Consider the following 23,763-nt stretch of genomic DNA (forward strand, 5'->3'; position numbering starts at 1 on the left):
CCACGCCCGGAAAGCTCGCGGCCCGCGTCCGCAACGCTCCGCCACCGCAGCCGCGGAGCCTTTGAAGGACGCAGCCCGAGGCGCAAAGCCGTCCGACGGGGGGCGTACGCATATGCCCCTACGCCCCCCGACCGTGACCCCCGAAGCAAAAACACGTTGGTCAAGAAAGAGTTGACCACAACGGGCCGCAATCGCGCGGCCCGGATCCTTTTCAACGCCGGTTCGAGAGGCTTGTTCATGGCCGACCACGCAACCCACGACGCCCAGGCTCGGGCCAGCCTGCACTTGCTGGTGCGGGACATCGAGCGGGTCCGCCGGCAGGTGGACGCACTGCGCACGCTCACCGCGCAGTTGGGCAATGTCTACCGCCCGCGCCGCTCCGGCCCCTCCACGGGCTTCGTCGTGTACGGACGCGCTCCCGCCCCGACGGTCCGTCTCGCGCAGGAGCTGCGGGACAGTGTCGAGACCCTGGTGACGGCCGCGGTCGATTTCGACCGCTCCCTCGGCTTCTCGTGGGACGCGGTGGGTTCCGCCCTCGGGGTCACCAAGCAGGCGGTCCACCGCCGTTACGGCGCCCGTCGCGCCGCGGCCCAGGCGGCCGCCGAGACCGAGCGGGCCACCGAACCGGCGGCCTCCCGGACGGTCAGCGTGGGCACCGGCATCCCGACGGTGCCGACGGTCCCTGCCGCGCGCTCCATGCCGACCCAGCCGACGGCCGGCAGCCCTTCCCTCCGCGACGAGGCCAGGCCCACGGCCTTCCCCGGCCCCCGCAACGGCTGAGCCACCTCTCTCCCTGCCCTCCCGGCCGGTCCCGGGAGGGCAGACGCACGTCCGGGAGCGCCTTTTCGGCAAAGCAACCACCCCAACCCGACTCCGGCCGGCCCCCGGAGGACAGACGCACATCCCAAAGCGCCCCCTCGGCAAAGCAACCACCCCAACCCGACTCCGGCAGCCTCGCCGCCCCCCGACCCGCTCACCCGATATCAGGCGGATCGATCCGCACCCGAACCAATGCCTCTGCGGCCCCCCTCGCCATCCGTGCAGCCTGCGCAGCCTTCAGTGCCGAGGCCAGCGCCGCCCCGCGCCCCGGTGGGACCCGAACGAGTGCCCGCTCCCAGTGCTCCCCGGGTGGAGGCGCCCCCGTCCGCCGCGGCCGCCCGGCTGCCGTGACCGGCAGCGGCACGGGGCCCAGCACCTCGGCCTCCCGCGGCAGTTCGGCCGTTCGCAGGAACTCGGCGACCGCTTCCCCGTCCCCGGACAGGGCCGCCATCCGTGACACCGGCGGAAAGCCCAGCTCGGCCCGCTCGGCGAGCTCCCGCACCGCATGGCCGACGGGATCCCAGCGCACCAGCGCCTGCACGGGCCGCAGGGTCGGCTCGGCGACGACGACCACGGTGCCGCCGGCACTCTGCGGCCGGACGAGCGCGGCGGCCGCAATCCACCGTCGCAGCGCGTCCTCACCAGCGCGCAGATCGGGCCGCCCCAGCATGGCCCAGCCGTCCAGCAGCAGCGCCGCCGCGTAACCGCCCTCGGCGACGGGCTCGGCCCCCGGTGTGCTCACGACCAGCGCGGGCGCACCCGGCACGGTGTCCAGCACATGCTCACGCCCGGAGGTCCGCACCGGAACGGCGGGAAACGCCCGCCCCAGTTCCTCGGCGGTCCGCCGCGCCCCCACGACCTGGGCCCGCAGCCGGAACCCGCCGCACTCCGGGCAGTGCCAGCCGCCCTCGTCCCGCCCGCACCACCCGCACCGCAGTGCGGCCCCCGCTTCCTGTCCTTCCAACGGCCCGGAGCAGTGCCGACAACGCGCCGGCGCCCGGCAGTTGGCGCACGCCATGCGGGGGACGTAACCCCGCCGGGGCACCTGCACGAGCACCGGGCCCTGTCGCAGCCCCTCCCGCACGGCCTGCCAGGCGAGGGTCGGCAGCCGCGCGGCCCGCGCCGCCTCGTCCCTCGCGAGGTCCATGTCTCCCACGGTCCGCACCAGTGGCGCAGCCCCCCGCACCTGCTCCCGCCCGGCGACGATCGGCCCGGCCCAACCGCTCTCGACCAGCTGGGCCGCCTCGACGGTGCAGCTCCAACCACCCAGCAGAAACCCGCACTTGTCCAGGGCGGCCCGCAGCAGCAGCACTTCCCTCGCATGCGGCTGGGGCGCGTGCTGCTCGCTGTGGCTGTCGTCCCCGTCGTCCCAGATGGCGACCAGGCCGAGATCCTGGACCGGGGCGAACATGGCGGCCCGGGTCCCTATGACGGCCCGGACGGCTCCTCGCCGCACTGCCAGCCACTCCCGGTACCTCTTCTCGGGACCGGCGTCGGCGGTGAGCACCGCATGCCGCCCCTCCCCCAGCAACGCGGTCAGCGCGGCGTCGAGCCGGGCGACCGCCCGCCCGTCGGGCAGCACCACGAGCGCACCGCGCCCGGAGACCAATGTCGCCGCCACGGCCCGCGCCAGCCCGTCGCTCCACTCGGACCCAGGCAGCGCGTTCCACACCGCACGCGGCGCACTCCCCGACGCGAGCGATTCCAGAAACGCGGCCCCCCGCTCGTACCGCGCCCAGGGCCCCGCCTCCGGCATCGCCGGCGGCGGCAGCGGCTCGGGCGAGGGTCGCTGCTCGGCCCGCGCACTGCGCGGCGGCACGGCGAGCTGGAGCACGTCGGCCAGACTCCCCGCGTAACGGTCGGCGACGGCCCGGGACAGCCCCAGCAACTCCTCGCTCAACACCCGCTCGGGCGACACGACCTGGGCCAGCGCGGCAAGCGGCCCGGAGTAGTCCGACTCGGCGAGCCTCTCGACGAGAAACCCGTCGATCAGACCGCCGCCCTCGCGCCGCCCTTCCCGCACTCGATGCCGCCCGGCCCCGAACCGCACCCGCACCCGCACCCCGGGCTGAGCATCCGCATCGAGCTCCTCCGGCACCGCATAGTCGAAGTAGCGGTCGAGATGCAGCACACCCTTGTCGACCAGCACCCGCGCGACCGGCAGCTCCTTGGCCAGCGCGGCCCCACGCCAGGTCCGCGGCTTGGCCCTGGGCACCTCGGCCTTGCGCACGCTCTCCCTGATGAGCGCAAGCTGCTCGGGCGGCACACCCTCCGCCCCGCCGCCCGTCCGCCCGTTCTCGCTGCTCACGCTTGCATTCTTACCAAACGCCACTGACAACCGACGCGCCCGAGATCGGTCCGGCCGGGGATCGCGGCTGCCGTGCTGAACCCACCGGTCCGGCGGCGGGCCCGTCGCGCCCGGAACGCGCATCCCAAGGGCACCGACCTCGCCGTCCACACCCGCGACCACCTGGACGCCGTCGCCGGCGGACTCAACGGGCGCCCACGCAAAACGCTCGGCTGGGAAACCCCAGCCGAGCGCCTGCACAAACCGCTCGCGGCCTGATCAACACGACCATGTGTTGCGACGACCCCTGGAAAACACCCGCAAAGGAGCCGGGCCTCGGCGAAGAACCGCAGAGCCTACAGCCCCGCCGCCTTCCGCAGCGCGTCCACGCGGTCCGTCTTCTCCCAGGTGAACTCGGGCAGCTCGCGGCCGAAGTGGCCGTAGGCGGCCGTCTGGGCGTAGATCGGGCGCAGCAGGTCGAGGTCGCGGATGATCGCGGCCGGGCGGAGGTCGAAGACCTCGTCGATGGCCTTCTCGATCTTCTCGGTGTCGACCTTGGCGGTGCCGAAGGTCTCGACGAACAGGCCGACGGGCTCGGCCTTGCCGATGGCGTACGCGACCTGGACCTCGCAGCGGGTGGCCAGGCCGGCGGCGACGACGTTCTTCGCCACCCAGCGCATCGCGTAGGCGGCGGAGCGGTCCACCTTGGACGGGTCCTTGCCGGAGAAGGCGCCGCCGCCGTGGCGCGCCATGCCGCCGTACGTGTCGATGATGATCTTGCGGCCGGTCAGCCCGGCGTCGCCCATGGGGCCGCCGATCTCGAAACGACCGGTCGGGTTGACCAGCAGGCGGTAGCTGTCCGTGTCCAGCTTGATGCCGTCGTCCAAAAGCGCCTTCAGCTCCGCCTCGACGACGAACTCACGGATGTCGGGGGCGAGCAGCGACTCCAGGTCGATGTCACTCGCGTGCTGCGAGGAGACGACCACGGTGTCGAGGCGGACGGCCTTGTCGCCGTCGTACTCGATGGTGACCTGCGTCTTGCCGTCCGGGCGCAGGTAGGGGATGGTGCCGTTCTTGCGGACCTCGGACAGCCGCTTCGACAGGCGGTGCGCCAGGAAGATCGGCAGCGGCATGAGGGTGGGCGTCTCGTCGGTCGCGTAACCGAACATCAGGCCCTGGTCGCCGGCGCCCTGCCGGTCCAGCTCGTCCTCGTCGCCCTCGACCCGGGTCTCGTACGCCGTGTCGACACCCTGCGCGATGTCCGGGGACTGCGCGCCGATGGACACCGAGACGCCGCAGGAGGCGCCGTCGAAGCCCTTCTTCGAGGAGTCGTAGCCGATCTCGAGGATCTTGCCGCGGACGAGGGTCGCGATGTCCGCGTAGGTCTTGGTGGTGACTTCACCGGCCACGTGCACCAGGCCGGTGGTGATCAGCGTCTCGACGGCGACCCGGGAGGTCGGGTCCTCGCGCAGAAGCGCGTCGAGAATGGTGTCGCTGATCTGGTCAGCGATCTTGTCGGGGTGACCCTCGGTCACGGACTCCGAGGTGAACAGGCGACGGGACACAACGCTCCCTGGGGTTGCAGCGGCTGCTGGCTGATCATTGGCGGACGGGCCCGGAGGCTGCGCCCGGCACCGTCCGAGAACAGTTTATCGGTCGTGCTCGGCCACCCGCCTCCCTGTCTCGCCTCTCGGGAGTGCTGTGACCTGCGGCACGCGCATTCTGCCCAATACCGAGGGGCGTTGACCAGGGGGCGCCACACCCCTGTGGCAGAGGTGTGAGGGGACCGAGAAGCGAATGAAACATCAGCCGAGGCGCTCCGCCACCAGGTCCCAGACAGTTTCGGCCAGATGTTCCTTCGGACCGTGCGGTACGGGCGTCTCGGTGCCGTCGGCGCCCAGCACCACTGCCTCGTTCTCCTCGGAGCCGAAGGTCTTGCGCTCCCCCACCTCGTTGACCACGAGCAGGTCGCAGCCTTTGCGCTCCAGCTTGGTGCGGCCGTTGGCCAGGACGTCGTCGGTCTCGGCGGCGAAGCCGACGATCACCTGACCCGGGCGGGCGCGCTCCGTCGAGATCTCCGCGAGGATGTCCGGATTCCGCACCAGCACGATGGGGTCCGGGTCCTGGCCGTCCTTCTTCTTGATCTTTCCGGTGGCGTATGTCTCCGGCCGGAAGTCCGCGACCGCCGCGGCCATGACCACGGCGTCCGCGTCCGGGGTCGCCTTCAGCACCGCCTCGCGCAACTGCACCGCCGTCCCCACCTGGACGACGTCGACGCCCGCCGGGTCCGGCAGGCCGGTGTTCGCGGCGATCAGCGTGACGCGGGCGCCGCGCGCGGCGGCGGTACGGGCGAGAGCGTAACCCTGCTTGCCGGAGGAGCGGTTGCCGAGGAAGCGCACCGGGTCGAGGGGTTCGCGGGTGCCGCCGGCGCTGACGACGACGTGCCGGCCCTTGAGGTCGGGCTCAGTGGCGCCCCGGGACAGCACGCGGCGACAGATCGCATGGATCTCCGCCGGATCGGGCAGGCGACCCTTGCCGGTGTCCACGCCGGTCAGACGGCCGACGGCCGGTTCGATGACGACGGCGCCGCGGCGGCGCAGCGTCGCCACGTTCTCCTGGGTGGCCGGGTGCTCCCACATCTCGGTGTGCATGGCGGGTGCGAAGACGACTGGGCAGCGGGCGGTCAGAAGCGTGTTCGTGAGCAGGTCGTCGGCCAGGCCGTGGGCGGCCTTCGCGAGGATGTCCGCGGTCGCCGGGGCGACGACGACCAGGTCGGCGTGCTGCCCGATGCGGACGTGCGGGACCTCGTGGACCTCGTCCCAGACCTCGGTCGAGACGGGGTTGGCGGAGAGGGCGGACCAGGTGGCGGCGCCGACGAAGTGCAGCGCGGAGGCGGTGGGCACCACGCGTACGTCATGGCCGGACTCGCTCAGCCTCCGCAGCAGCTCACAGGCCTTGTAGGCGGCGATGCCACCGCTGACCCCCAGCACGACCTTGGGCTTGTCCACCGTCTCTCCCCGGCTCGGCAACGTACGAGTGCATCAACGACTCCATCACACACCACAGGCCCGACAGTCGCGCTGTCGGGCCTGTGGAAAAGCCAACTGCAATACGAAAGTACTACTGCGCCGGACCCTCGATGGCCTCGGACGTCAGCAGACCGGCGTTGATCTCGCGCAGGGCGATCGAGAGCGGCTTCTCGTGGACGTGGGTGTCGACGAGCGGACCGACGTACTCGAGGAGGCCCTCGCCGAGCTGCGAGTAGTACGCGTTGATCTGGCGGGCACGCTTGGCCGCGTAGATCACGAGGCTGTACTTCGAGTCGGTGGCCTCGAGGAGCTCGTCGATCGGCGGGTTGATGATGCCCTCGGGCGCGGAGATGGAAGAGGACACGCTCTACCTTCCGATGGATGGGAAAAGATCGGTCGTGATCACATCACTCGTGATCACAGAACATCCATCAAGGCTAGCAGCTCGCGAGCCACGTCCTCGACGGAGGTGTTGACCAAGGTCATGTCGAACTCCGGCTCGGCCGCCAGCTCGATCTTGGCTGCGTCGAGACGGCGCTCGATCACCTCGGGCGGCTCGGTCCCCCGGCCGGTGAGCCTGCGCACGAGCTCCTCCCAGGAGGGCGGAGCCAGGAACACCAGCCGACCGTCCGGCATGGTCTCACGGACCTGCCGGGCACCCTGGAGGTCGATCTCCAGGAGGACCGGCACGCCGTCCTCAAGGTGCTCCAGCACGGCCGCACGCGGTGTGCCGTAGCGGTTGCCGGCGAACTCGGCCCACTCCAGCAGCTCGCCGTTGGCGATCAGCTTGTCCATCTCCTCGTCGGTGACGAAGAAGTAGTGGACTCCGTGCTTCTCGCCGGGGCGGGGCTTGCGGGTCGTCGCCGACACCGAGAGCCACACCTCGGGGTGTTCCTTGCGCATATGGGCGACGACCGTGCTCTTGCCGACCCCGGAGGGGCCGGAGAGCACGGTCAGCCGCGGACGTACGTCCGGGGGCTCGGGGGTCGTCCCCCGGAATGTTGCAGCCATGCAGCGATTATTCCAGCAATCCCGGAGTGCCCGGGACTCCCGGTCCGCAGTACCCGGACTCAGGAGCCGGTGCTGCCGAACTCACGCTCCAGGGAGGCAATCTGGTTGGAACCGAGCCCGCGCACACGGCGGCTCTCGGAGATACCCAGACGCTCCATGATCTGCTTGGCGCGGACCTTGCCCACGCCCGGCAGGGACTCGAGCAGGGCGGAGACCTTCATCTTGCCGATGACGTCGTTCTCCTGGCCCTGCTTGATGACCTCGTGCAGGGAGGCGCCGGAGTGCTTGAGTCGATTCTTGACCTCGGCCCGCTCCCGGCGAGCCGCGGCGGCCTTTTCGAGCGCGGCTGCGCGCTGTTCAGGGGTAAGGGGCGGAAGAGCCACGCCTACGTCACCTCGGATGTCGAACTGTCGGATACGGACCGGTGAGGAACCTAGTCGCCCCACACCTGGGGAGCCACGAGCAACACGCTTGCCCGTTGACTCACGTCGGAGACTAGCGGGCAAGTGCGCCGGAGTCAGCGAGAACAGCGGAAAAGTCCTGGTCAGCCTCTGCCAGGCTGGACATTTAGGACATAATGCCCCGGATTTGAGGATGTATTCAGACTCAAGCGCGCCTCGAAGCACCCGACGACGACTCATCGGAGGACTCGAGCGAGCCCCCCGAACACCCGCGAGGACCGTCGCGAAAGCCTCATACGGTTTCCACCGCGGCCCTGATCTCCTCCGCGAAGCGCTCCGCGGCCGCCCGCAGCGCCCCGGCGTCGGGACCGTGCCGCAGCACCCCCCGGCTGACGTTCGGCACGACATTGCGCGCCGCGGCTCCGAAGACACCGGGAAGGTCGGCCGCGGTGGCGCCCTGGGCGCCGATGCCCGGCGCCAGGAGCGGCCCGTTGATGTCCAGGTCGTACGACGACAGATCGCCCAGCGTGGCGCCGACGACGGCCCCGAAGGAACCCAGCGGCTGCTCCCCCTCGTTCTCGGCGGCGAGGTGCGCCAGCATCGTCGCCCCGATGTTCCGCCCGTCCGCGCGCACCGCGTGCTGCACCTCGCCGCCCTCCGGGTTGGAGGTCAGCGCCAGCACGAACAGTCCGGTGCCGCTCTCCCGGGCGAGCACGACGGCCGGGGACAGCGAGCCGTAGCCGAGATAGGGCGAGACGGTGAGCGCGTCCGAGAAGAGCGGGGAGTCCTTGCACAGGAAGGTCTCGGCGTACGCGGCCATGGTCGAGCCGATGTCTCCGCGCTTGGCGTCCATCACGACCAGCGCACCGGCCGCCCGCGCCTCCGCCACCGACCTCTCCAGGACGGCGATGCCGCGCGACCCGAAACGCTCGAAGAAGGCACTCTGCGGCTTCAGGACGGCGACCCGGTCGGCCATCGCCTCGACGACCGTGCGGCTGAACCGCTCCAGACCGGCGACGTCGTCGTTCAGGCCCCACTCGGCCAGCAGGGACGCGTGCGGGTCGATGCCCACGCACAGGGCCCCGCGCTCGTCCATGGCACGGCGAAGACGTGCGCCGAAGGGTTCGAGAGAGCTCATGCCGTCTTCCTCACGTCGGCGCCGACGGCGTCGGCGAGGGTGGCGTACGGGCTGGTGCGCAGGCGGGCGGCGAGGCCCTTGTGGATGGCCCGGCCCCAGAAGGGGCCCTCGTAGATGAAGGCGCTGTAGCCCTGTACCAGCGTGGCGCCGGCCAGGATGCGCTGCCAGGCGTCCTCGGCGTTCTCGATGCCGCCGACGCCCACGAGGGTGATGCGGTCGCCCACGCGCGCGTAGAGGCGGCGCAGCACCTCCAGGGAGCGGGACTTCAGGGGGGCGCCGGACAGTCCGCCGGTCTCCTTCACGAGCGAGGGTTCGGACTTCAGACCGAGCCCTTCGCGCGCGATGGTGGTGTTCGTGGCGATGATCCCGTCCAGCCCGAGTTCGACGGCCAGGTCGGCCACGGCGTCGACGTCCTCGTCGGCGAGGTCCGGCGCGATCTTCACGAGCAGTGGGACGCGGCGGGAGGCGACCGTGCGGTCGGCGGCCTCACGGACGGCGCTCAGGAGCGGCCGCAGCGCCTCCGTGGCCTGCAGGTTGCGCAGGCCGGGGGTGTTCGGGGAGGAGACGTTCACGACCAGGTAGTCGGCGTAGGGTGCCAGCCGCTCGGTCGACTTCACGTAGTCACCGACGGCCTCGGCCTCGGGAACGACCTTGGTCTTGCCGATGTTGACGCCCACGACGGTCCTGAAAACCGGCTCACGGGACGCGAGGCGGGCCGCGACGGTCAGCGAGCCCTCGTTGTTGAAGCCCATGCGGTTGATCAGCGCACGGTCCTTCACGAGCCGGAACAGCCGCTTCCTGGGGTTGCCGGGCTGCGGCTCCCCGGTCACCGTGCCGATCTCGACGTGGTCGAAGCCGAGCATCGACATGCCGTCGATCGCGACCGCGTTCTTGTCGAAGCCGGCGGCGAGCCCGAAGGGCCCGTGCATGCGCAGCCCGAAGGCCTCCGTGCGCAGTTCCCTGTGGCGGGGCGCGAGGGCGCCGGCGACGAAGGTGCGCAGGACGGGGACGCGGACGGCGAGGCGGATCCAGCGGAAGGCCAGGTGGTGGGCCTGCTCCGGATCCATCCGTTTGAAAACCAGACGGAAGAAAAGCTTGTACATCTCGGTAATCCTCAAGGACGTCATGAAGACCGGGGTCCTCATGAAGAGGGGGACACCGTTTCCGGTGTCCCCCTCAGGGCTGCTAGTCGCGGGCCGCGGTCAGCTGTTCCGCGTGTTCCTGGAGCGAACGGACGCCCACATCACCGTGGTTGAGGGCGTCGATGCCCTGGACGGCCGCGGCGAGCGCCTGGACCGTCGTCAGGCACGGGACCGACCGTGCCACGGCCGCCGTACGGATCTCGTAGCCGTCGAGGCGGCCGCCGGTGCCGTACGGGGTGTTGACGATTAGGTCGACCTCGCCGTCGTGGATGTGCTGGACGATGGTCTTCTCGCCGTTCGGACCGGTGCCCTCGGACTGCTTGCGCACGACGGTGGCGTTGATGCCGTTGCGCTTGAGGACCTCGGCGGTGCCGGAGGTGGCGAGCAGCTCGAAGCCGTGGGCGACCAGCTCGCGCGCCGGGAAGATCATCGAGCGCTTGTCCCGGTTGGCGACCGAGATGAACGCGCGGCCCTTGGTGGGCAGCGGGCCGTAGGCGCCCGCCTGCGACTTGGCGTACGCCGTGCCGAAGACGGAGTCGATGCCCATGACCTCGCCGGTGGAGCGCATCTCCGGGCCGAGGACCGTGTCGACGCCGCGACCGTGGATGTCGCGGAAGCGCGACCAGGGCATGACCGCCTCCTTGACGGAGATCGGCGCGTCGAGCGGGAGTTCGCCGCCGTCGCCGTTGGCCGGAAGCAGCCCCTCGGCCCTCAGTTCGGCGATGGTGGCGCCCAGGGAGATCCGGGCGGCGGCCTTCGCCAGCGGCACCGCGGTGGCCTTCGACGTGAAGGGGACGGTACGGGACGCGCGCGGGTTGGCTTCGAGGACGTAGAGGATGTCGCCGGCCATCGCGAACTGGATGTTGATCAGGCCGCGGACGCCGACGCCCTTGGCGATGGCCTCCGTGGAGGCCCGCAGCCGCTTGATGTCGAAGCCGCCCAGCGTGATCGGGGGCAGGGCGCACGCCGAGTCGCCGGAGTGGATGCCGGCCTCCTCGATGTGCTCCATGACGCCGCCGAGGTACAGCTCCTCGCCGTCGTACAGGGCGTCGACGTCGATCTCGATGGCGTCGTCGAGGAAGCGGTCGACGAGGACCGGCCGGGAGGGGCTGATCTCGGTCGACTCGGCGATGTAGGACGACAGCCGGGTCTCGTCGTAGACGATCTCCATGCCGCGCCCGCCGAGGACGTACGACGGCCTCACGAGGACCGGGTAGCCGATCTCGTCGGCGATGGCCTTGGCCTCGGCGAAGGTGGTGGCGGTGCCGTGCTTGGGGGCCGGGAGGCCGGCCTCGGCGAGCACGCGCCCGAACGCGCCGCGGTCCTCGGCGGCGTGGATGGCCTCCGGCGAGGTGCCCACGATCGGCACGCCGTTGTCCTTCAGCGCCTGCGACAGACCCAGCGGGGTCTGGCCGCCCAGCTGGACGACGACACCGGCTACGGGACCGGCCTGCTGCTCCGCGTGGACGATCTCCAGCACGTCTTCGAGCGTCAGCGGCTCGAAGTACAGGCGGTCGGAGGTGTCGTAGTCCGTGGAGACGGTCTCCGGGTTGCAGTTGACCATCACCGTCTCGTAGCCCGCGTCACTCAGGGCGAAGGAGGCGTGGACGCAGGAGTAGTCGAACTCGATGCCCTGGCCGATGCGGTTGGGGCCGGAGCCCAGGATGATGACGGCCGGCTTCTCGCGCTGCGCGACCTCCGTCTCCTCGTCGTAGGAGGAGTAGAAGTACGGCGTCCTGGCGGCGAACTCGGCGGCGCAGGTGTCGACCGTCTTGTAGACCGGGCGCACGCCCAGCGCGTGCCGGACCTCGCGCACGACGTCCTCGCGCAGGCCCCGGATCTCGCTGATCTGCTGGTCCGAGAAGCCGTGCCGCTTGGCCTCGGCCAGCAGCTCGCGGGTCAGCTCGGGCGCCTCGGCCAGCTCGTCGGCGATCTCCTTGATGAGGAAGAGCTGGTCGACGAACCAGGGGTCGATCTTCGTGTACTCGAAGACCTCCTCCTGTGTGGCGCCCGCGCGGATGGCCTGCATGACGGTGTTGACACGGCCGTCGGTGGGCCGTACGGCCTCCCGCAGCAGCTCGTCCTTGTCGCCCGTCTCCCCGACGAACGTGAACTGGCTGCCCTTCTTCTCCAGCGAGCGCAGCGCCTTCTGGAAGGCCTCGGTGAAGTTGCGGCCGATGGCCATGGCCTCACCGACCGACTTCATGGTGGTGGTCAGCGTGGAGTCGGCCTGCGGGAACTTCTCGAAGGCGAACCGCGGGGCCTTCACGACCACGTAGTCGAGCGTCGGCTCGAAGGAGGCCGGGGTCTCCTGCGTGATGTCGTTCGGGATCTCGTCGAGGGTGTAGCCGACCGCCAGCTTCGCGGCGATCTTGGCGATCGGGAAGCCGGTCGCCTTCGAGGCGAGGGCCGACGAACGTGAGACCCGCGGGTTCATCTCGATGACGATCACGCGACCGTCCTCGGGGTCCACCGCGAACTGGATGTTGCAGCCGCCGGTGTCGACGCCGACCTCACGGATGACGGCGATGCCGATGTCCCGCAGGATCTGGTACTCGCGGTCGGTCAGCGTCATCGCGGGCGCGACGGTGATCGAGTCGCCTGTGTGCACGCCCATGGGGTCGAAGTTCTCGATGGAGCAGACGACCACCACGTTGTCGTGCTTGTCGCGCATCAGCTCCAGCTCGTACTCCTTCCAGCCGAGGATGGACTCCTCCAGGAGCACCTCGGTGGTCGGGGAGAGCGTGAGGCCCTGCCCGGCGATGCGGCGCAGCTCCTCCTCGTCGTGCGCGAAGCCGGAGCCGGCGCCGCCCATGGTGAAGGACGGGCGGACGACGACCGGGTAGCCGCCGAGCGTCTCGACGCCTGCGAGGACGTCCTCCATGGAGTGGCAGATGACCGAGCGGGCGGACTCGCCGTGGCCGATCTTCTTGCGGACCTCCTCGACGACGTCCTTGAAGAGGTCGCGGTCCTCGCCCTTGTTGATGGCCTCGACGTTGGCGCCGATCAGCTCGACGCCGTACTTGTCGAGCGTCCCGGCCTCGTGCAGCGAGATGGCCGTGTTGAGGGCCGTCTGGCCGCCAAGGGTGGGCAGGAGCGCGTCCGGGCGCTCCTTGGCGATGATCTTCTCGACGAACTCCGGGGTGATCGGCTCGACGTACGTGGCGTCGGCGATCTCCGGGTCGGTCATGATCGTCGCCGGGTTGGAGTTGACGAGGATGACCCGCAGGCCCTCGGCCCGCAGGATGCGGCACGCCTGGGTGCCGGAGTAGTCGAACTCGGCGGCCTGGCCGATGACGATCGGGCCGGAGCCGATGACCAGGACGGACTGGATATCGGTGCGCTTAGGCACGCTGGCCCTCCATCGGGACGGAGCTCATCAAAGACGTGAAGCGGTCGAACAGGTAGGCGGCGTCGTGCGGGCCCGCTGCCGCTTCGGGGTGGTACTGGACGCTGAAGGCCGGCTGGTCGAGCAGTTGGAGGCCCTCCACCACGTTGTCGTTGAGACAGACGTGGGAGACCTCGGCGCGGCCGTAGGGGGTGTCGGAGACCTTGTCGAGGGGGGCGTCGACGGCGAAGCCGTGGTTGTGCGCGGTGACCTCGACCTTGCCGGTCGTACGGTCCTGCACCGGCTGGTTGATGCCGCGGTGTCCGTACTTCAGCTTGTAGGTGCCGAAGCCGAGCGCGCGGCCCAGGATCTGGTTGCCGAAGCAGATGCCGAACAGCGGGGTCCTGCGCTCCAGCACGCCCCGCATGACGGAGACGGCGTGGTCGGCGGTGGCCGGGTCACCGGGACCGTTGGAGAAGAAGACACCGTCGGGGTTGACGGCGTACACGTCCTCGACGGTCGCCGTGGCCGGCAGCACGTGCACCTCGATGCCGCGCTCGGCCATGCGGTGCGGGGTCATGCCCTTGATACCCAGGTCGACGGCGGCCACGGTGAACTTCTTCTCGCCGATCGCCGGGACGACGTACGCCTCCTTGGTGGCGACCTCCGCGGAGAGGTCGGCGCCCTTCATCTCCGGGGCCTGGCGGACCTCGGCGAGCATGGTGCCCTCGTCGGGCAGCGCGTTGCCGGAGAAGATGCCGACGCGCATCGCGCCGCGCTCGCGCAGATGGCGCGTCAGCGCGCGCGTGTCGATGCCGGAGATCCCGACGACGCCCTGGTGGCGCAGCTCGTCGTCGAGCGAGCGCCGGGAGCGCCAGTTGGACGGCACGCGCGCGGGGTCGCGCACGACGTATCCGGCGACCCAGATCCGCGTGCTCTCCGGGTCCTCGTCGTTCACGCCGGTGTTGCCGACGTGCGGGGCGGTCATCACGACGACCTGGCGGTGGTACGAGGGGTCGGTCAGGGTCTCCTGGTAGCCGGTCATGCCGGTCGAGAAGACCGCCTCGCCGAAGGTCACCCCCACGGCCCCGTAGGCACGGCCGCGGAAGGTCCGGCCGTCCTCCAGGACGAGTACGGCGGGAACCTTGGCGGCTCCCCTGGTGGAGGTTGTCATCGTGCGCCTTCCATCTTGTTGATCATGTGGTTCAGGGTCTCGACCCACTCGGTGTGCTCGGCCGCGCGGTCGGAGCGGAACCCGGAGTCGATCAGCCGCTCGCCAAGTGCCCAGGTCACCACGAGCAGTCCGCCCTCGGTCAGGACCTTGCCCGCGATGCCCTTGTCGAGCCGGGCCTCGCGCAGTTGCGCGGCCGGGACGAAGAAGTCGGTGGCACCGGGGCGTACGACCTCCAGTCCCGCGTCCGTCAGCGTGAGCTCGACCCGGCTGCGGGTGCCGAGGCCGTGCGCCACGATGCGGTCGAGCCACTGACCGGCGGTGGTGGAGCCGTGGTAGCGGCCGCTCATCGTCAGTCTCGCCTCGCCGGGCTCGTCCGGCGCGCTGGGCAGCTCCGGCAGGTCGCCCTGGAGCGTGCCGCGCCACTTCCAGCCCTCGCGCATCAGCCAGTAGACGAGCGCGATGAAGAGGGCGAGTCCGACGAGCCAGCCGACACGGGCGGCCCAGTCGGTGACCTCGGCCGACTTCTTCTCGGCTGCGAGCAGGATTACAGGTGTCACGTGAGCTTCCCGTCGACGAGCGTGGCCTTGCCCCGGAGCCACGTGTGCGTGACACGGCCCGGCAGCTCACGCCCCTCGTACGGAGTGTTGCGGCTGCGCGAGGCGAAGCCCGCGGGGTCCACGGACCCACGGTATTCCGTGTCGACGAGCGTGAGGTTGGCGGGCTCACCAGCCGAGACGGGACGCCCGTGTCCCGTGGCCTGCCCGATCTGCGCGGGCTTGACGGACATGCGGTCGGCGACCCCGGCCCAGTTGATCAGCCCGGTGTCCACCATCGTCTCCTGCACCACTGACAACGCGGTCTCCAGGCCGACCATCCCCATGGCGGCCGCGGCCCACTCGCAGTCCTTGTCCTCGTGCGGGTGCGGGGCGTGGTCGGTGGCGACGATGTCGATCGTTCCGTCGGCGAGCGCCTCGCGCAGGGCGAGGACGTCGCGCTCGGTGCGCAGCGGCGGGTTGACCTTGTAGACCGGGTTGTACGACCGGACCAGCTCGTCGGTGAGGAGCAGGTGGTGCGGGGTGACCTCGGCGGTGACGTCGATGCCGCGGGACTTGGCCCAGCGGACGATCTCGACCGACCCGGCGGTCGACAGGTGGCAGATGTGGACGCGGGAGCCGACGTGCTCGGCGAGCAGGACATCCCGGGCGATGATCGATTCTTCGGCCACCGCGGGCCAGCCGCCGAGACCCAGCTCGGCGGAGACGACGCCCTCGTTCATCTGGGCGCCCTCGGTCAGCCGCGGCTCCTGCGCGTGCTGGGCCACGACCCCGCCGAAGGCCTTCACGTACTCCAGCGCCCGCCGCATGATCACGGCGTCGTCGACGCACTTGCCGTCGTCCGAGAAGACCGTGACCCCGGCGGCCGACTCGTGCATGGCACCCAGCTCCGCGAGCTTCTTGCCCTCCAGGCCGACAGTGACGGCGCCGATGGGCTGCACGTCGCAGTAGCCGTGCTCCTGGCCGAGTCGGTAGACCTGCTCGACCACGCCGGCGGTGTCGGCGACCGGGAAGGTGTTGGCCATGGCGAAGACAGCGGTGTAGCCGCCGGAAGCCGCCGCGCGCGTGCCGGTCAGAACGGTCTCGGAGTCCTCACGCCCGGGCTCGCGCAGATGGGTGTGCAGGTCGACGAGCCCTGGCAGGAGCACCTTGCCGGCCGCCTCGACGACCTCGGCGCCCTCGTCGCTCAGACCGACGCCCACCTCGGCGATCGTCTGGCCGTCGATCAGCACGTCCTGCGCCTCGCCGCCGAGCACCTTCGCACCACGGATCAGGATCTTGCTCATGGGTCTTACTTCTCCTCGGAACCGGTGGGGCGGGTGTGGGTGACGGCGGGCTCGTTTCCGCCGAGCAGCAGGTACAGGACGGCCATCCGGATGGAGACTCCGTTTGCGACCTGCTCGACGACCGTGCAGCGGTCCGAGTCGGCGACCTCGGCGGTGATCTCCATGCCGCGGACCATCGGGCCGGGGTGCATCACGATGGCGTGCTCGGGCATCCGCGCCATGCGGTCGCCGTCCAGGCCGTAGCGCCGCGAGTACTCGCGCTCGGTCGGGAAGAACGCGGCGTTCATGCGCTCGCGCTGGACGCGCAGCATCATCACCGCGTCGGACTTGGGCAGTACGGCGTCGAGGTCGTACGACACCTCGCAGGGCCAGCGTTCGACGCCGACCGGCACCAGGGTGGGCGGTGCGACGAGGGTGACCTCGGCGCCCAGCGTGTGCAGCAGGTCGACATTGGAGCGGGCGACCCGGCTGTGCAGGACGTCGCCGACGAGCGTGATGCGCTTGCCGGCCAGGTCCTGTCCGAGGCCGGCGTCCCGGCCGACGAGGCGGCGGCGCATGGTGAACGCGTCGAGCAGGGCCTGGGTGGGGTGCTGGTGGGTGCCGTCGCCGGCGTTGATGACGGCCGCGTCGATCCAGCCGGAGTTGGCGAGGCGGTAGGGGGCTCCGGAGGCGCCGTGCCGGATGACCACGGCGTCGACGCCCATGGCCTCAAGGGTCTGGGCGGTGTCCTTCAGGGACTCGCCCTTGGAGACGCTCGACCCCTTGGCGGTGAAGTTGATGACGTCCGCGGACAGCCGCTTCTCGGCGGCTTCGAAGGAGATGCGCGTGCGCGTGGAGTCCTCGAAGAAGAGGTTCACGACGGTACGGCCGCGCAGGGTCGGAAGTTTCTTGATCGGCCGGTCGGCGACCCGGGCCATCTCCTCGGCGGTGTCGAGGATCAGGACGGCGTCGTCGCGGGTGAGGTCGGCGGCCGAGATGAGATGACGCTGCATCTGTCAGGCTCCGTAAGGCAGTTCAGGTTTCGGGATCCGGGGGCCTGGGGGGTGCCCCCCAGAGAGCACAGCCGGGCAGGCGAGGGCGCACCGAGGCGATGCGGGCCCTGCGGCTGCTGCTAGGTCTGCTTCGCACCGAGCAGCACGGTGTCGCGACCGTCCTCCTCGGCGAGCTGGACCTTGACCGTCTCCCGCAGCGACGTGGGCAGGTTCTTGCCGACGTAGTCGGCGCGGATGGGCAGTTCGCGGTGGCCCCGGTCGACGAGGACCGCGAGCTGCACGGCGCGCGGGCGCCCGATGTCGTTCAGGGCGTCGAGGGCCGCGCGGATGGTGCGGCCGGAGAAGAGCACGTCGTCGACGAGGACGACCAGGCGGCCGTCGATGCCGTCACCTGGGATCTCGGTGCGGGCCAGCGCACGCGGTGGGTGCATGCGCAGGTCGTCCCGGTACATGGTGATGTCGAGCGAACCGACCGGGATCTTCCGGTCGGTGATCTCCTCGAGCTTGGCGGCGAGCCGCTGGGCGAGGAAGACCCCTCGGGTCGGAATGCCGAGGAGCACCACGTCGTCGGCACCCTTGGCGCGCTCGACGATCTCGTGGGCGATGCGGGTCAACACCCGCGCGATGTCGGGGCCTTCGAGAACGGGCCGCGCATCGGACGCCGGAATTCCGGATGTGTCCTGCTTGTCCATACGAAACGGACCCCCTTCTCCGCCTCACGGGACGGATCTTAAAGGACGTCGGATTTGCGCCATCCACGCTACCAGGCCCCGACGACGGCCCTGATCACCCCCATGGCGTAATCGGCCACCGCTGCCACGGAAGCGTCGGTGTGGACCATTCGGCTTGACGCAGAAGAGTCACGCTGCGTAACCTCACAGTGAGTTACCAGACGCGCGGCTCGGAACGTCTGCAGTCGCGTCGAGACAGTGTCCGGGGAGCTATATGTCCAGCGAATACGCCAAACAGCTCGGGGCCAAGCTCCGGGCCATCCGCACCCAGCAGGGCCTTTCCCTCCACGGTGTCGAGGAGAAGAGCCAGGGACGCTGGAAGGCGGTCGTGGTCGGTTCGTACGAGCGCGGCGACCGTGCCGTGACCGTACAGCGCCTCGCCGAACTGGCGGATTTCTATGGGGTCCCCGTGCAGGAGCTGCTGCCCGGCACCACCCCGGGCGGCGCCGCCGAGCCGCCGCCGAAGCTGGTCCTGGACCTGGAGCGGCTGGCGACCGTACCGGCCGAGAAGGCGGGCCCGCTGCAGCGCTATGCGGCGACGATCCAGTCGCAGCGCGGTGACTACAACGGCAAGGTGCTGTCGATCCGCCAGGACGACCTGCGCACACTCGCCGTCATCTACGACCAGTCCCCCTCGGTCCTCACCGAGCAGCTGATCAGCTGGGGCGTGCTGGACGCGGACGCGCGCCGTGCGGTCGCCCACGAAGAGGTCTGACGCGGCCTGAACGGCCCTCAGCAGAAACGTGCCGCCGGGGTGGCCGGAACTACATGGTTCCGGCCACCCCGGCGGCTTTCTGCGGCCTTCGCGGGCCACGCGGGTACCCGGACGCCAGGGGGCCCGCAGCAGTCACGCTGCGGGCCCCCTGGCGATGCTTGTTTCTTACGCCTCGTCCCGGCGCAGTGAGGGCTTCAGCTCCTTGAGCCGGCCCAGCAGGCCGTTGACGAACGCGGGCGACTCGTCCGTGGAGAACTCCTTCGCCAGCTGCACCATCTCGTCCAGCACGACGGCGTCCGGGATCTCGTCGGCCCAGATCAGCTCGTAGGCGCCGAGGCGAAGGACGTTGCGGTCCACCACCGGCATCCGGTCGAGCGTCCAGCCGACCGAGTACTGCGCGATCAGCTCGTCGATGCGCCGCGCGTGCTTCGCGTAGCCCTCGACCAGCTGCATCGTGTACTCGCTCACCGGCGGCTGCCGGGTGTCGTCCCGGGAGAGCCGGATCCAGTCCGCGAGGACCGTCAGGACATCGGCGCCGCGCTGGTCGCCCTCGAAGAGGATCTGGAAGGCGCGCTTGCGGGCCGTGTTGCGGGCAGCCACGGTTAGCTGTTCACCCGGCCGAGGTAGTCGCTCGTACGGGTGTCGACCTTGATCTTCTCACCGGTGGTGATGAAGAGCGGGACCTGGATCTGGTGGCCGGTCTCCAGCGTGGCGGGCTTGGTGCCGCCGGTGGAGCGGTCACCCTGCAGGCCCGGCTCGGTCTCCTGGACGACGAGCTCGACGGCGGCCGGGAGCTCGACGAAGAGCACCTCGCCCTCGTGCTGCGCGACGGTGGCCGTGAAGCCCTCGATGAGGAAGTTGGCGGCGTCGCCGACGGCCTTGCGGTCGACCATGAGCTGGTCGTAGGTCTCCATGTCCATGAAGACGAAGTACTCGCCGTCCATGTACGAGAACTGCATGTCGCGCTTGTCGACAGTGGCCGTCTCGACCTTGACGCCGGCGTTGAAGGTCTTGTCGACCACCTTGCCGGAGAGCACGTTCTTGAGCTTGGTGCGCACGAAGGCCGGGCCCTTGCCGGGCTTGACGTGCTGGAACTCGACGACGGACCACAGCTGGCCGCCTTCGAGCTTGAGCACAAGGCCGTTCTTGAGGTCGTTCGTGGAAGCCACGGTTGCGGAATCTCCTGGACTGACGTGGACGACCCCGGCGCACGCACCTGCCGGCGGCGCCAGGGTCTTCCCTGGGGTCGCTAGAGTGCGAGCAGCTCCTTGGTCGTGATGGTGAGTAGCTCGGGTCCGCCGTCCGCCTCGGGGCGTACGACGAGCGTGTCATCGATCCGGACACCGCCCCGGCCCGGGAGGTGGACCCCCGGTTCGACGGTGACCGGCACGCAAGCGTCCAGTTTACCCATGGCCGAAGGGGCCAACTGCGGGTCCTCGTCGATTTCGAGCCCCACACCGTGCCCCGTCAGGGCCGGGAGCCCCTCCGCGTATCCCGCGGAATCCAGCACCTGACGTGCGGCGCGGTCCACGTCGCGGCAGGCCGCGCCGGGCACCAGCGCCTCCCGTCCGGCGCGCTGGGCGGCGAAGACGAGGTCGTACAGCTCGATCTGCCAGTCCGCGGGAGACGTGCCGATGACGAAGGTGCGGCCGATCTCGCAGCGGTAGCCGCGGTAGGCGGCGCCCAGGCAGACGGAGAGGAAGTCGCCCTCCTCCACCCGGCGGTCGGTGGGCCGGTGGGCGCGCCTGCCGGCATTGGGGCCGGTGGCGACGGAGGTCGGGAAGGCGGGGCCGTCTGCGCCGTGGTCCACGAGACGGCGCTCCAGCTCAAGGGCGAGATGGCGTTCCGTGCGGCCGACGAGGATGGACTCCAGGAGTTCTCCGAGGGCCTGATCGGCGATTTCGGCGCCGATGCGGAGGCAGGAGATCTCCTCCTCGTCCTTGACGACCCGGAGCTGCTCCACGGCTGAGCCGAGGTCGGTCAGGCGCAGCCGTGGGACGACCGAGCGGATCTCCCGGTGCCGGGCCACCGTGAGGTGGTGTTCCTCGACGGCGAGGGTGTCCGCGCGCTGGCCTTCGGCGAGGTCGGCGGCGGCCACCGCGGGATCGCCCGCGGTGCCGGGCAGGGTCTGTACCCGGAGCGTCTCGTCCGGTCGCCCCTCGGCGGGCCGGTCCTCCGGCGGTCCGGGGCAGAGCAGCAGGTCGTCGGTCTTGCCCAGGAGCAGGACGGCGCCCCGCGGGGCGGTGCCCGCGAGGTAGCGGACATTTGCGGGCCGCGAGATCAGCGCGGACTGGCTGCCGCCGGCCTTGCAGCGGTCTCGCAGCCTTGCTCGGCGGAGTGCGTACACCTCTGACATGAGATGAGCGTAGGAGCGGTGGGGGATTTGTGCCGGTTGGGGTGCCGATTGGGGGACGGGGGTGCCAGGTCTTTTGTGTGCCGGGTGCGGGTCGGTGGGGGCTGGTCGCGCCCACGCGGCGGAGCCGGATACCGAAACAGCCCCGCGCCCCTTTTGAACTGCGGCCTCCCCTGCTCACCAGTTCGGGGGGCTTGCGATCGAACGCGCCAATACGTCGTCCAGGACCCTCGCCGTCTGGGGGACATCCAATTGGGAGTTGTCGATGATCGGGAGGCCCGAGCCGTACCAGCCGGCCATGCGGCCGTGGATGCGGGCGACCTCCTCGTCGGTGAGGCGGCGGTTGCCGGAGCGTTCCGCGTTGCGCTCCAGGACGATCTCCAGGCCGGGGAGGAGGACGACCGGGAGGAGGCCGGGGCCCACGTGGCGCTTCCAGCCGCCGAGGCCGACGACCGGGCGGTCGGGGAAGACGGCGTCGTCCAGGATGCAGGAGATGCCGTTGGCCAGGAAGTTCCGGGCGGCGAAGCCACAGGTACGGCGGGCCAGGCGGTACTGCGCCTCCGAGTGGTCGTTCCACCCCGACTGCGGGTCGGCGAAGCCGGAGCGGACCCATTCGCGTACGTCGTCGAGGCTGATGTGGGCGGTGGGGACCCTGCGGTGGTCCGCCCAGTACTTGGCGACGCTCGTCTTGCCGGCGCCCGCGGGGCCGATGAGCAGCACCGCGAGGGTCGTGGCGGTGGGGTCGGGCGCTGCCGCGGCGGGCGGCGCGCTGGGCATGGCGACGGGGGCGCCGGGTGGCAGCGGGACGTGTCCGGTCGTGTCCGGGGCCGGCGGGGCCGGGGCGTGCTGCGGTGCGGGCGGGGTCGGCAGCGCGGGCGCCTGGGGGTAGCCCGGAGCCGGGGGCGGCGGGGGCACGGGGACGGAGCCCTGGTGCGGACCCACTTGGTGCGGACCCGGCTGGTGTGCGGCCGGTGACCAGCCTCCGGCCGGTCCGTGCCCCGGCTGATGGGGCGGCGGCAGCGGAGAACCCACTGCGTGCTGCATCCGGTGCCACTCCGTCTCGTACAGGCAATTGGCGCTGGCAGCGAGCCCGAGGCCCGCTCCTTACCGAACGGTACCTGCCCCGGCCGCCGTTTGGTGAACGGCCGGGGACGGCCCGAAGTGCCCATGTCCGTAAGGCAGATCGGACGGATGACACGCCGGTGGAGTTACTCGCCCACTTCGCCGTACGCGGCCAGCAGGACGGCCGGATCGGGGCTTTCCAGGACGGCCGGCTTGGCCAGGCCGTCCAGGACGATGAAGCGCAGCAGGTTGCCGCGGGACTTCTTGTCGACCTTCATCGTCTCCAGCAGCTTGGGCCACTGGTCGTAGCGGTAGTGGAGGGGGAGGCCGACCGATTCGAGGACCGTGCGGTGCCGGTCGGCGGTGGCGTCGTCCAACCTGCCTGCGAGACGGCCGAGTTCGGCGGCGAAGTGCATGCCGACCGAGACCGCGGCGCCGTGCCGCCACTTGTAGCGCTCGTTCTTCTCGATGGCATGGCCCAGGGTGTGCCCGTAGTTGAGGATCTCCCTGAGGCCCGCCTCCTTCAGGTCGGACGAGACGACCTCGGCCTTGACCCTGATGGAGCGCTCGATGAGCTCGGCGGTGTGCGGGCCGGCCGGGGTGCGCGCGGCCTGCGGATCGGCCTCGATCAGCTCCAGGATCTGCGGGTCGGCGATGAAGCCGGCCTTGATGATCTCGGCGAGTCCGGAGACGTAGTCGTTGACCGGGAGGGAGTCCAGCGCCGCCAGGTCGCACAGCACGCCGGCGGGCGGGTGGAAGGCGCCGACGAGGTTCTTGCCCTCGGCGGTGTTGATGCCGGTCTTGCCGCCGACCGCGGCGTCCACCATGGCCAGCACGGTCGTCGGGACCGCGATCCAGCGCACCCCGCGCAGCCAGGTGGCGGCCACGAACCCGGCGAGGTCGGTGGTGGCGCCACCGCCGACACCGACGATGACGTCGGTGCGGGTGAACCCGGACTGACCGAGTGCCTTCCAGCAGTAGGCGGCGACCTCGGCGGTCTTGGCCTCCTCCGCGTTGGGCACCTGGATGGCCACGGCCTCGAAGCCCTGCCCGGCCAGGTCGGCACGGAGCGCCTCACCGGTCTCGGCGAGTGCCTCGGGGTGGACGACGGCGACCCGCTTGGCCTTGTCGCCGATCAACCCGCCCAGTTCGCCCAGCAGTTGACGCCCCACCAGGACCTCGTAGGGTTCGCTGCCCGCGCTCCCGCCGACCTGGATCCGGGTGACTGCCTCGCTCATGCTTCTTTCAACTCCAGTGCGTCCAAAGCGACTTGGGTGACTTCTTCGGGCGTACGGCCGTCGGTGGCCACGACCGCCGTGGCGACCTCCTCGTACAGCGGCCGCCGGGCCTCCATCAGCTCGCGCCACTGCTTGCGCGGGTTGACCGCGAGCAGCGGACGGGCCGCGTTCAGCCCGGTGCGCTTGACGGCCTCTTCGACGTCCATCGAGAGGTAGACCACCCGCTGGCCGGCCAGCAGCGCCCGGGTGTCCGCGTCCAGGATCGAACCGCCGCCCAGGGCGAGGACGCCGTCGTGCTCGGCCAGCGCCCGGCGCACGGCGGCCTTCTCGATCGCCCGGAAGACCGGCTCGCCCTCGTCGACGAAGATCTCCGCGATCGTGCGGCCCTGCTCGGCCACGATGTCGTCGTCCGTGTCCCGGTAGCCGACGCCGAGCCGCTCGGCCAGCAGCCGCCCGACGGTGGACTTGCCCACACCCATCGGACCGACCAGCACCACCTGCAC

Annotated in this window: 22 protein-coding genes and 1 pseudogene; 3 read left to right on the forward strand and 20 right to left on the reverse strand. The window is 70.6% G+C overall.

From position 1 onward, the window contains the following. Nucleotides 1–237 precede the first annotated feature (237 nt). Nucleotides 238–780: a hypothetical protein gene (locus LJ657_RS27720; protein ID WP_232651480.1), complete on the forward strand. Its 543-nt coding sequence runs from the start codon at nucleotides 238–240 to the stop codon at nucleotides 778–780. 193 nt (nucleotides 781–973) lie between these two features. Here the strand turns inward: LJ657_RS27720 and LJ657_RS27725 are convergent, their stop codons facing one another. Beyond that, a complete protein-coding gene (locus tag LJ657_RS27725) occupies nucleotides 974–3,127 on the reverse strand; it encodes a primosomal protein N' (RefSeq protein ID WP_232651481.1) in 2,154 nt (717 codons plus the stop codon). Between the two features lie 120 nt (nucleotides 3,128–3,247). Here LJ657_RS27725 and LJ657_RS27730 point away from each other — a divergent pair. Beyond that, a pseudogene (locus tag LJ657_RS27730) lies at nucleotides 3,248–3,385 on the forward strand (IS30 family transposase); the annotation flags it as partial. A 77-nt stretch (nucleotides 3,386–3,462) separates the two neighbouring features. Here LJ657_RS27730 and metK read toward each other — a convergent pair. From metK to pyrR, 13 genes are all read right to left on the reverse strand, one after another. Continuing rightward, nucleotides 3,463–4,671, reverse strand: coding sequence for a methionine adenosyltransferase (gene metK / locus LJ657_RS27735; protein WP_232651482.1), 1,209 nt, complete (start codon nucleotides 4,669–4,671; stop codon nucleotides 3,463–3,465). Nucleotides 4,672–4,911: 240 nt separating this feature from the next. Continuing rightward, nucleotides 4,912–6,114 carry a bifunctional phosphopantothenoylcysteine decarboxylase/phosphopantothenate--cysteine ligase CoaBC gene (coaBC, locus tag LJ657_RS27740; RefSeq protein WP_232651483.1) on the reverse strand — a complete coding sequence of 401 codons (1,203 nt, stop codon included), beginning with the start codon at nucleotides 6,112–6,114 and terminating at the stop codon, nucleotides 4,912–4,914. 112 nt (nucleotides 6,115–6,226) lie between these two features. Beyond that, nucleotides 6,227–6,499, reverse strand: coding sequence for a DNA-directed RNA polymerase subunit omega (gene rpoZ, locus LJ657_RS27745; protein WP_003977348.1), 273 nt, complete (start codon nucleotides 6,497–6,499; stop codon nucleotides 6,227–6,229). A gap of 53 nt (nucleotides 6,500–6,552) precedes the next feature. Continuing rightward, nucleotides 6,553–7,146 (reverse strand): guanylate kinase, encoded by a 594-nt coding sequence (gene gmk / locus LJ657_RS27750; protein ID WP_115909361.1) that lies wholly within the window; start codon nucleotides 7,144–7,146, stop codon nucleotides 6,553–6,555. Between the two features lie 59 nt (nucleotides 7,147–7,205). Continuing rightward, complete coding sequence (locus tag LJ657_RS27755) at nucleotides 7,206–7,529, reverse strand: integration host factor (RefSeq protein ID WP_003977346.1); 324 nt, start codon at nucleotides 7,527–7,529, stop codon at nucleotides 7,206–7,208. Nucleotides 7,530–7,839: 310 nt separating this feature from the next. Further along, nucleotides 7,840–8,685: an orotidine-5'-phosphate decarboxylase gene (gene pyrF, locus LJ657_RS27760; RefSeq protein WP_232651484.1), complete on the reverse strand. Its 846-nt coding sequence runs from the start codon at nucleotides 8,683–8,685 to the stop codon at nucleotides 7,840–7,842. After that, nucleotides 8,682–9,788: a quinone-dependent dihydroorotate dehydrogenase gene (locus LJ657_RS27765; protein ID WP_232651485.1), complete on the reverse strand. Its 1,107-nt coding sequence runs from the start codon at nucleotides 9,786–9,788 to the stop codon at nucleotides 8,682–8,684. The genes pyrF and LJ657_RS27765 overlap by 4 nt, the downstream gene beginning before the upstream one ends. Nucleotides 9,789–9,870: 82 nt before the next feature. Further along, nucleotides 9,871–13,179: a carbamoyl-phosphate synthase large subunit gene (gene carB / locus LJ657_RS27770; RefSeq protein WP_232651486.1), complete on the reverse strand. Its 3,309-nt coding sequence runs from the start codon at nucleotides 13,177–13,179 to the stop codon at nucleotides 9,871–9,873. Then, complete coding sequence (gene carA / locus LJ657_RS27775; protein ID WP_232651487.1) at nucleotides 13,172–14,329, reverse strand: glutamine-hydrolyzing carbamoyl-phosphate synthase small subunit; 1,158 nt, start codon at nucleotides 14,327–14,329, stop codon at nucleotides 13,172–13,174. The genes carB and carA overlap by 8 nt, the downstream gene beginning before the upstream one ends. Further along, entirely contained in the window at nucleotides 14,326–14,886 is a 561-nt protein-coding gene (locus LJ657_RS27780; RefSeq protein WP_232651488.1) for a PH-like domain-containing protein, read from the reverse strand. The genes carA and LJ657_RS27780 overlap by 4 nt, the downstream gene beginning before the upstream one ends. Next, nucleotides 14,883–16,169 (reverse strand): dihydroorotase, encoded by a 1,287-nt coding sequence (locus LJ657_RS27785; protein ID WP_232651489.1) that lies wholly within the window; start codon nucleotides 16,167–16,169, stop codon nucleotides 14,883–14,885. The genes LJ657_RS27780 and LJ657_RS27785 overlap by 4 nt, the downstream gene beginning before the upstream one ends. A 5-nt stretch (nucleotides 16,170–16,174) precedes the next feature. Then, nucleotides 16,175–17,161: an aspartate carbamoyltransferase catalytic subunit gene (locus LJ657_RS27790; RefSeq protein WP_232651490.1), complete on the reverse strand. Its 987-nt coding sequence runs from the start codon at nucleotides 17,159–17,161 to the stop codon at nucleotides 16,175–16,177. 119 nt (nucleotides 17,162–17,280) lie between these two features. Beyond that, nucleotides 17,281–17,853, reverse strand: a complete 573-nt coding sequence (pyrR, locus tag LJ657_RS27795) for a bifunctional pyr operon transcriptional regulator/uracil phosphoribosyltransferase PyrR (protein WP_232651491.1) — start codon at nucleotides 17,851–17,853, stop codon at nucleotides 17,281–17,283. A gap of 253 nt (nucleotides 17,854–18,106) precedes the next feature. Between pyrR and bldD the strand changes: the two genes are divergently transcribed. Further along, a complete protein-coding gene (gene bldD / locus LJ657_RS27800) occupies nucleotides 18,107–18,607 on the forward strand; it encodes a transcriptional regulator BldD (protein ID WP_030946861.1) in 501 nt (166 codons plus the stop codon). A gap of 165 nt (nucleotides 18,608–18,772) precedes the next feature. Here bldD and nusB read toward each other — a convergent pair whose 3' ends face one another. From nusB to LJ657_RS27830, 6 genes are all read right to left on the reverse strand, one after another. Beyond that, nucleotides 18,773–19,207 carry a transcription antitermination factor NusB gene (gene nusB / locus LJ657_RS27805; protein ID WP_232651492.1) on the reverse strand — a complete coding sequence of 145 codons (435 nt, stop codon included), beginning with the start codon at nucleotides 19,205–19,207 and terminating at the stop codon, nucleotides 18,773–18,775. A gap of 2 nt (nucleotides 19,208–19,209) precedes the next feature. Further along, entirely contained in the window at nucleotides 19,210–19,776 is a 567-nt protein-coding gene (gene efp / locus LJ657_RS27810; protein WP_020117452.1) for an elongation factor P, read from the reverse strand. 80 nt (nucleotides 19,777–19,856) lie between these two features. Beyond that, nucleotides 19,857–20,963 carry an aminopeptidase P family protein gene (locus LJ657_RS27815; RefSeq protein WP_232651493.1) on the reverse strand — a complete coding sequence of 369 codons (1,107 nt, stop codon included), beginning with the start codon at nucleotides 20,961–20,963 and terminating at the stop codon, nucleotides 19,857–19,859. A gap of 174 nt (nucleotides 20,964–21,137) precedes the next feature. Further along, nucleotides 21,138–22,004: a Pro-rich N-terminal domain-containing protein gene (locus LJ657_RS27820; RefSeq protein WP_232651494.1), complete on the reverse strand. Its 867-nt coding sequence runs from the start codon at nucleotides 22,002–22,004 to the stop codon at nucleotides 21,138–21,140. A gap of 164 nt (nucleotides 22,005–22,168) precedes the next feature. Then, complete coding sequence (gene aroB / locus LJ657_RS27825; protein ID WP_232651495.1) at nucleotides 22,169–23,260, reverse strand: 3-dehydroquinate synthase; 1,092 nt, start codon at nucleotides 23,258–23,260, stop codon at nucleotides 22,169–22,171. Beyond that, the gene (locus LJ657_RS27830; protein ID WP_232651624.1) at nucleotides 23,257–23,739 is read right to left on the reverse strand and encodes a shikimate kinase; all 483 of its coding nucleotides are present in this window, start codon (nucleotides 23,737–23,739) and stop codon (nucleotides 23,257–23,259) included. Before LJ657_RS27830 ends, aroB begins: the two co-directional genes overlap by 4 nt. Nucleotides 23,740–23,763: the final 24 nt, after the last annotated feature.

Origin of the sequence: Streptomyces guryensis, from assembly GCF_021261325.1 — a bacterium.
Classification (GTDB): Bacteria; Actinomycetota; Actinomycetes; order Streptomycetales; family Streptomycetaceae; genus Streptomyces; species Streptomyces guryensis.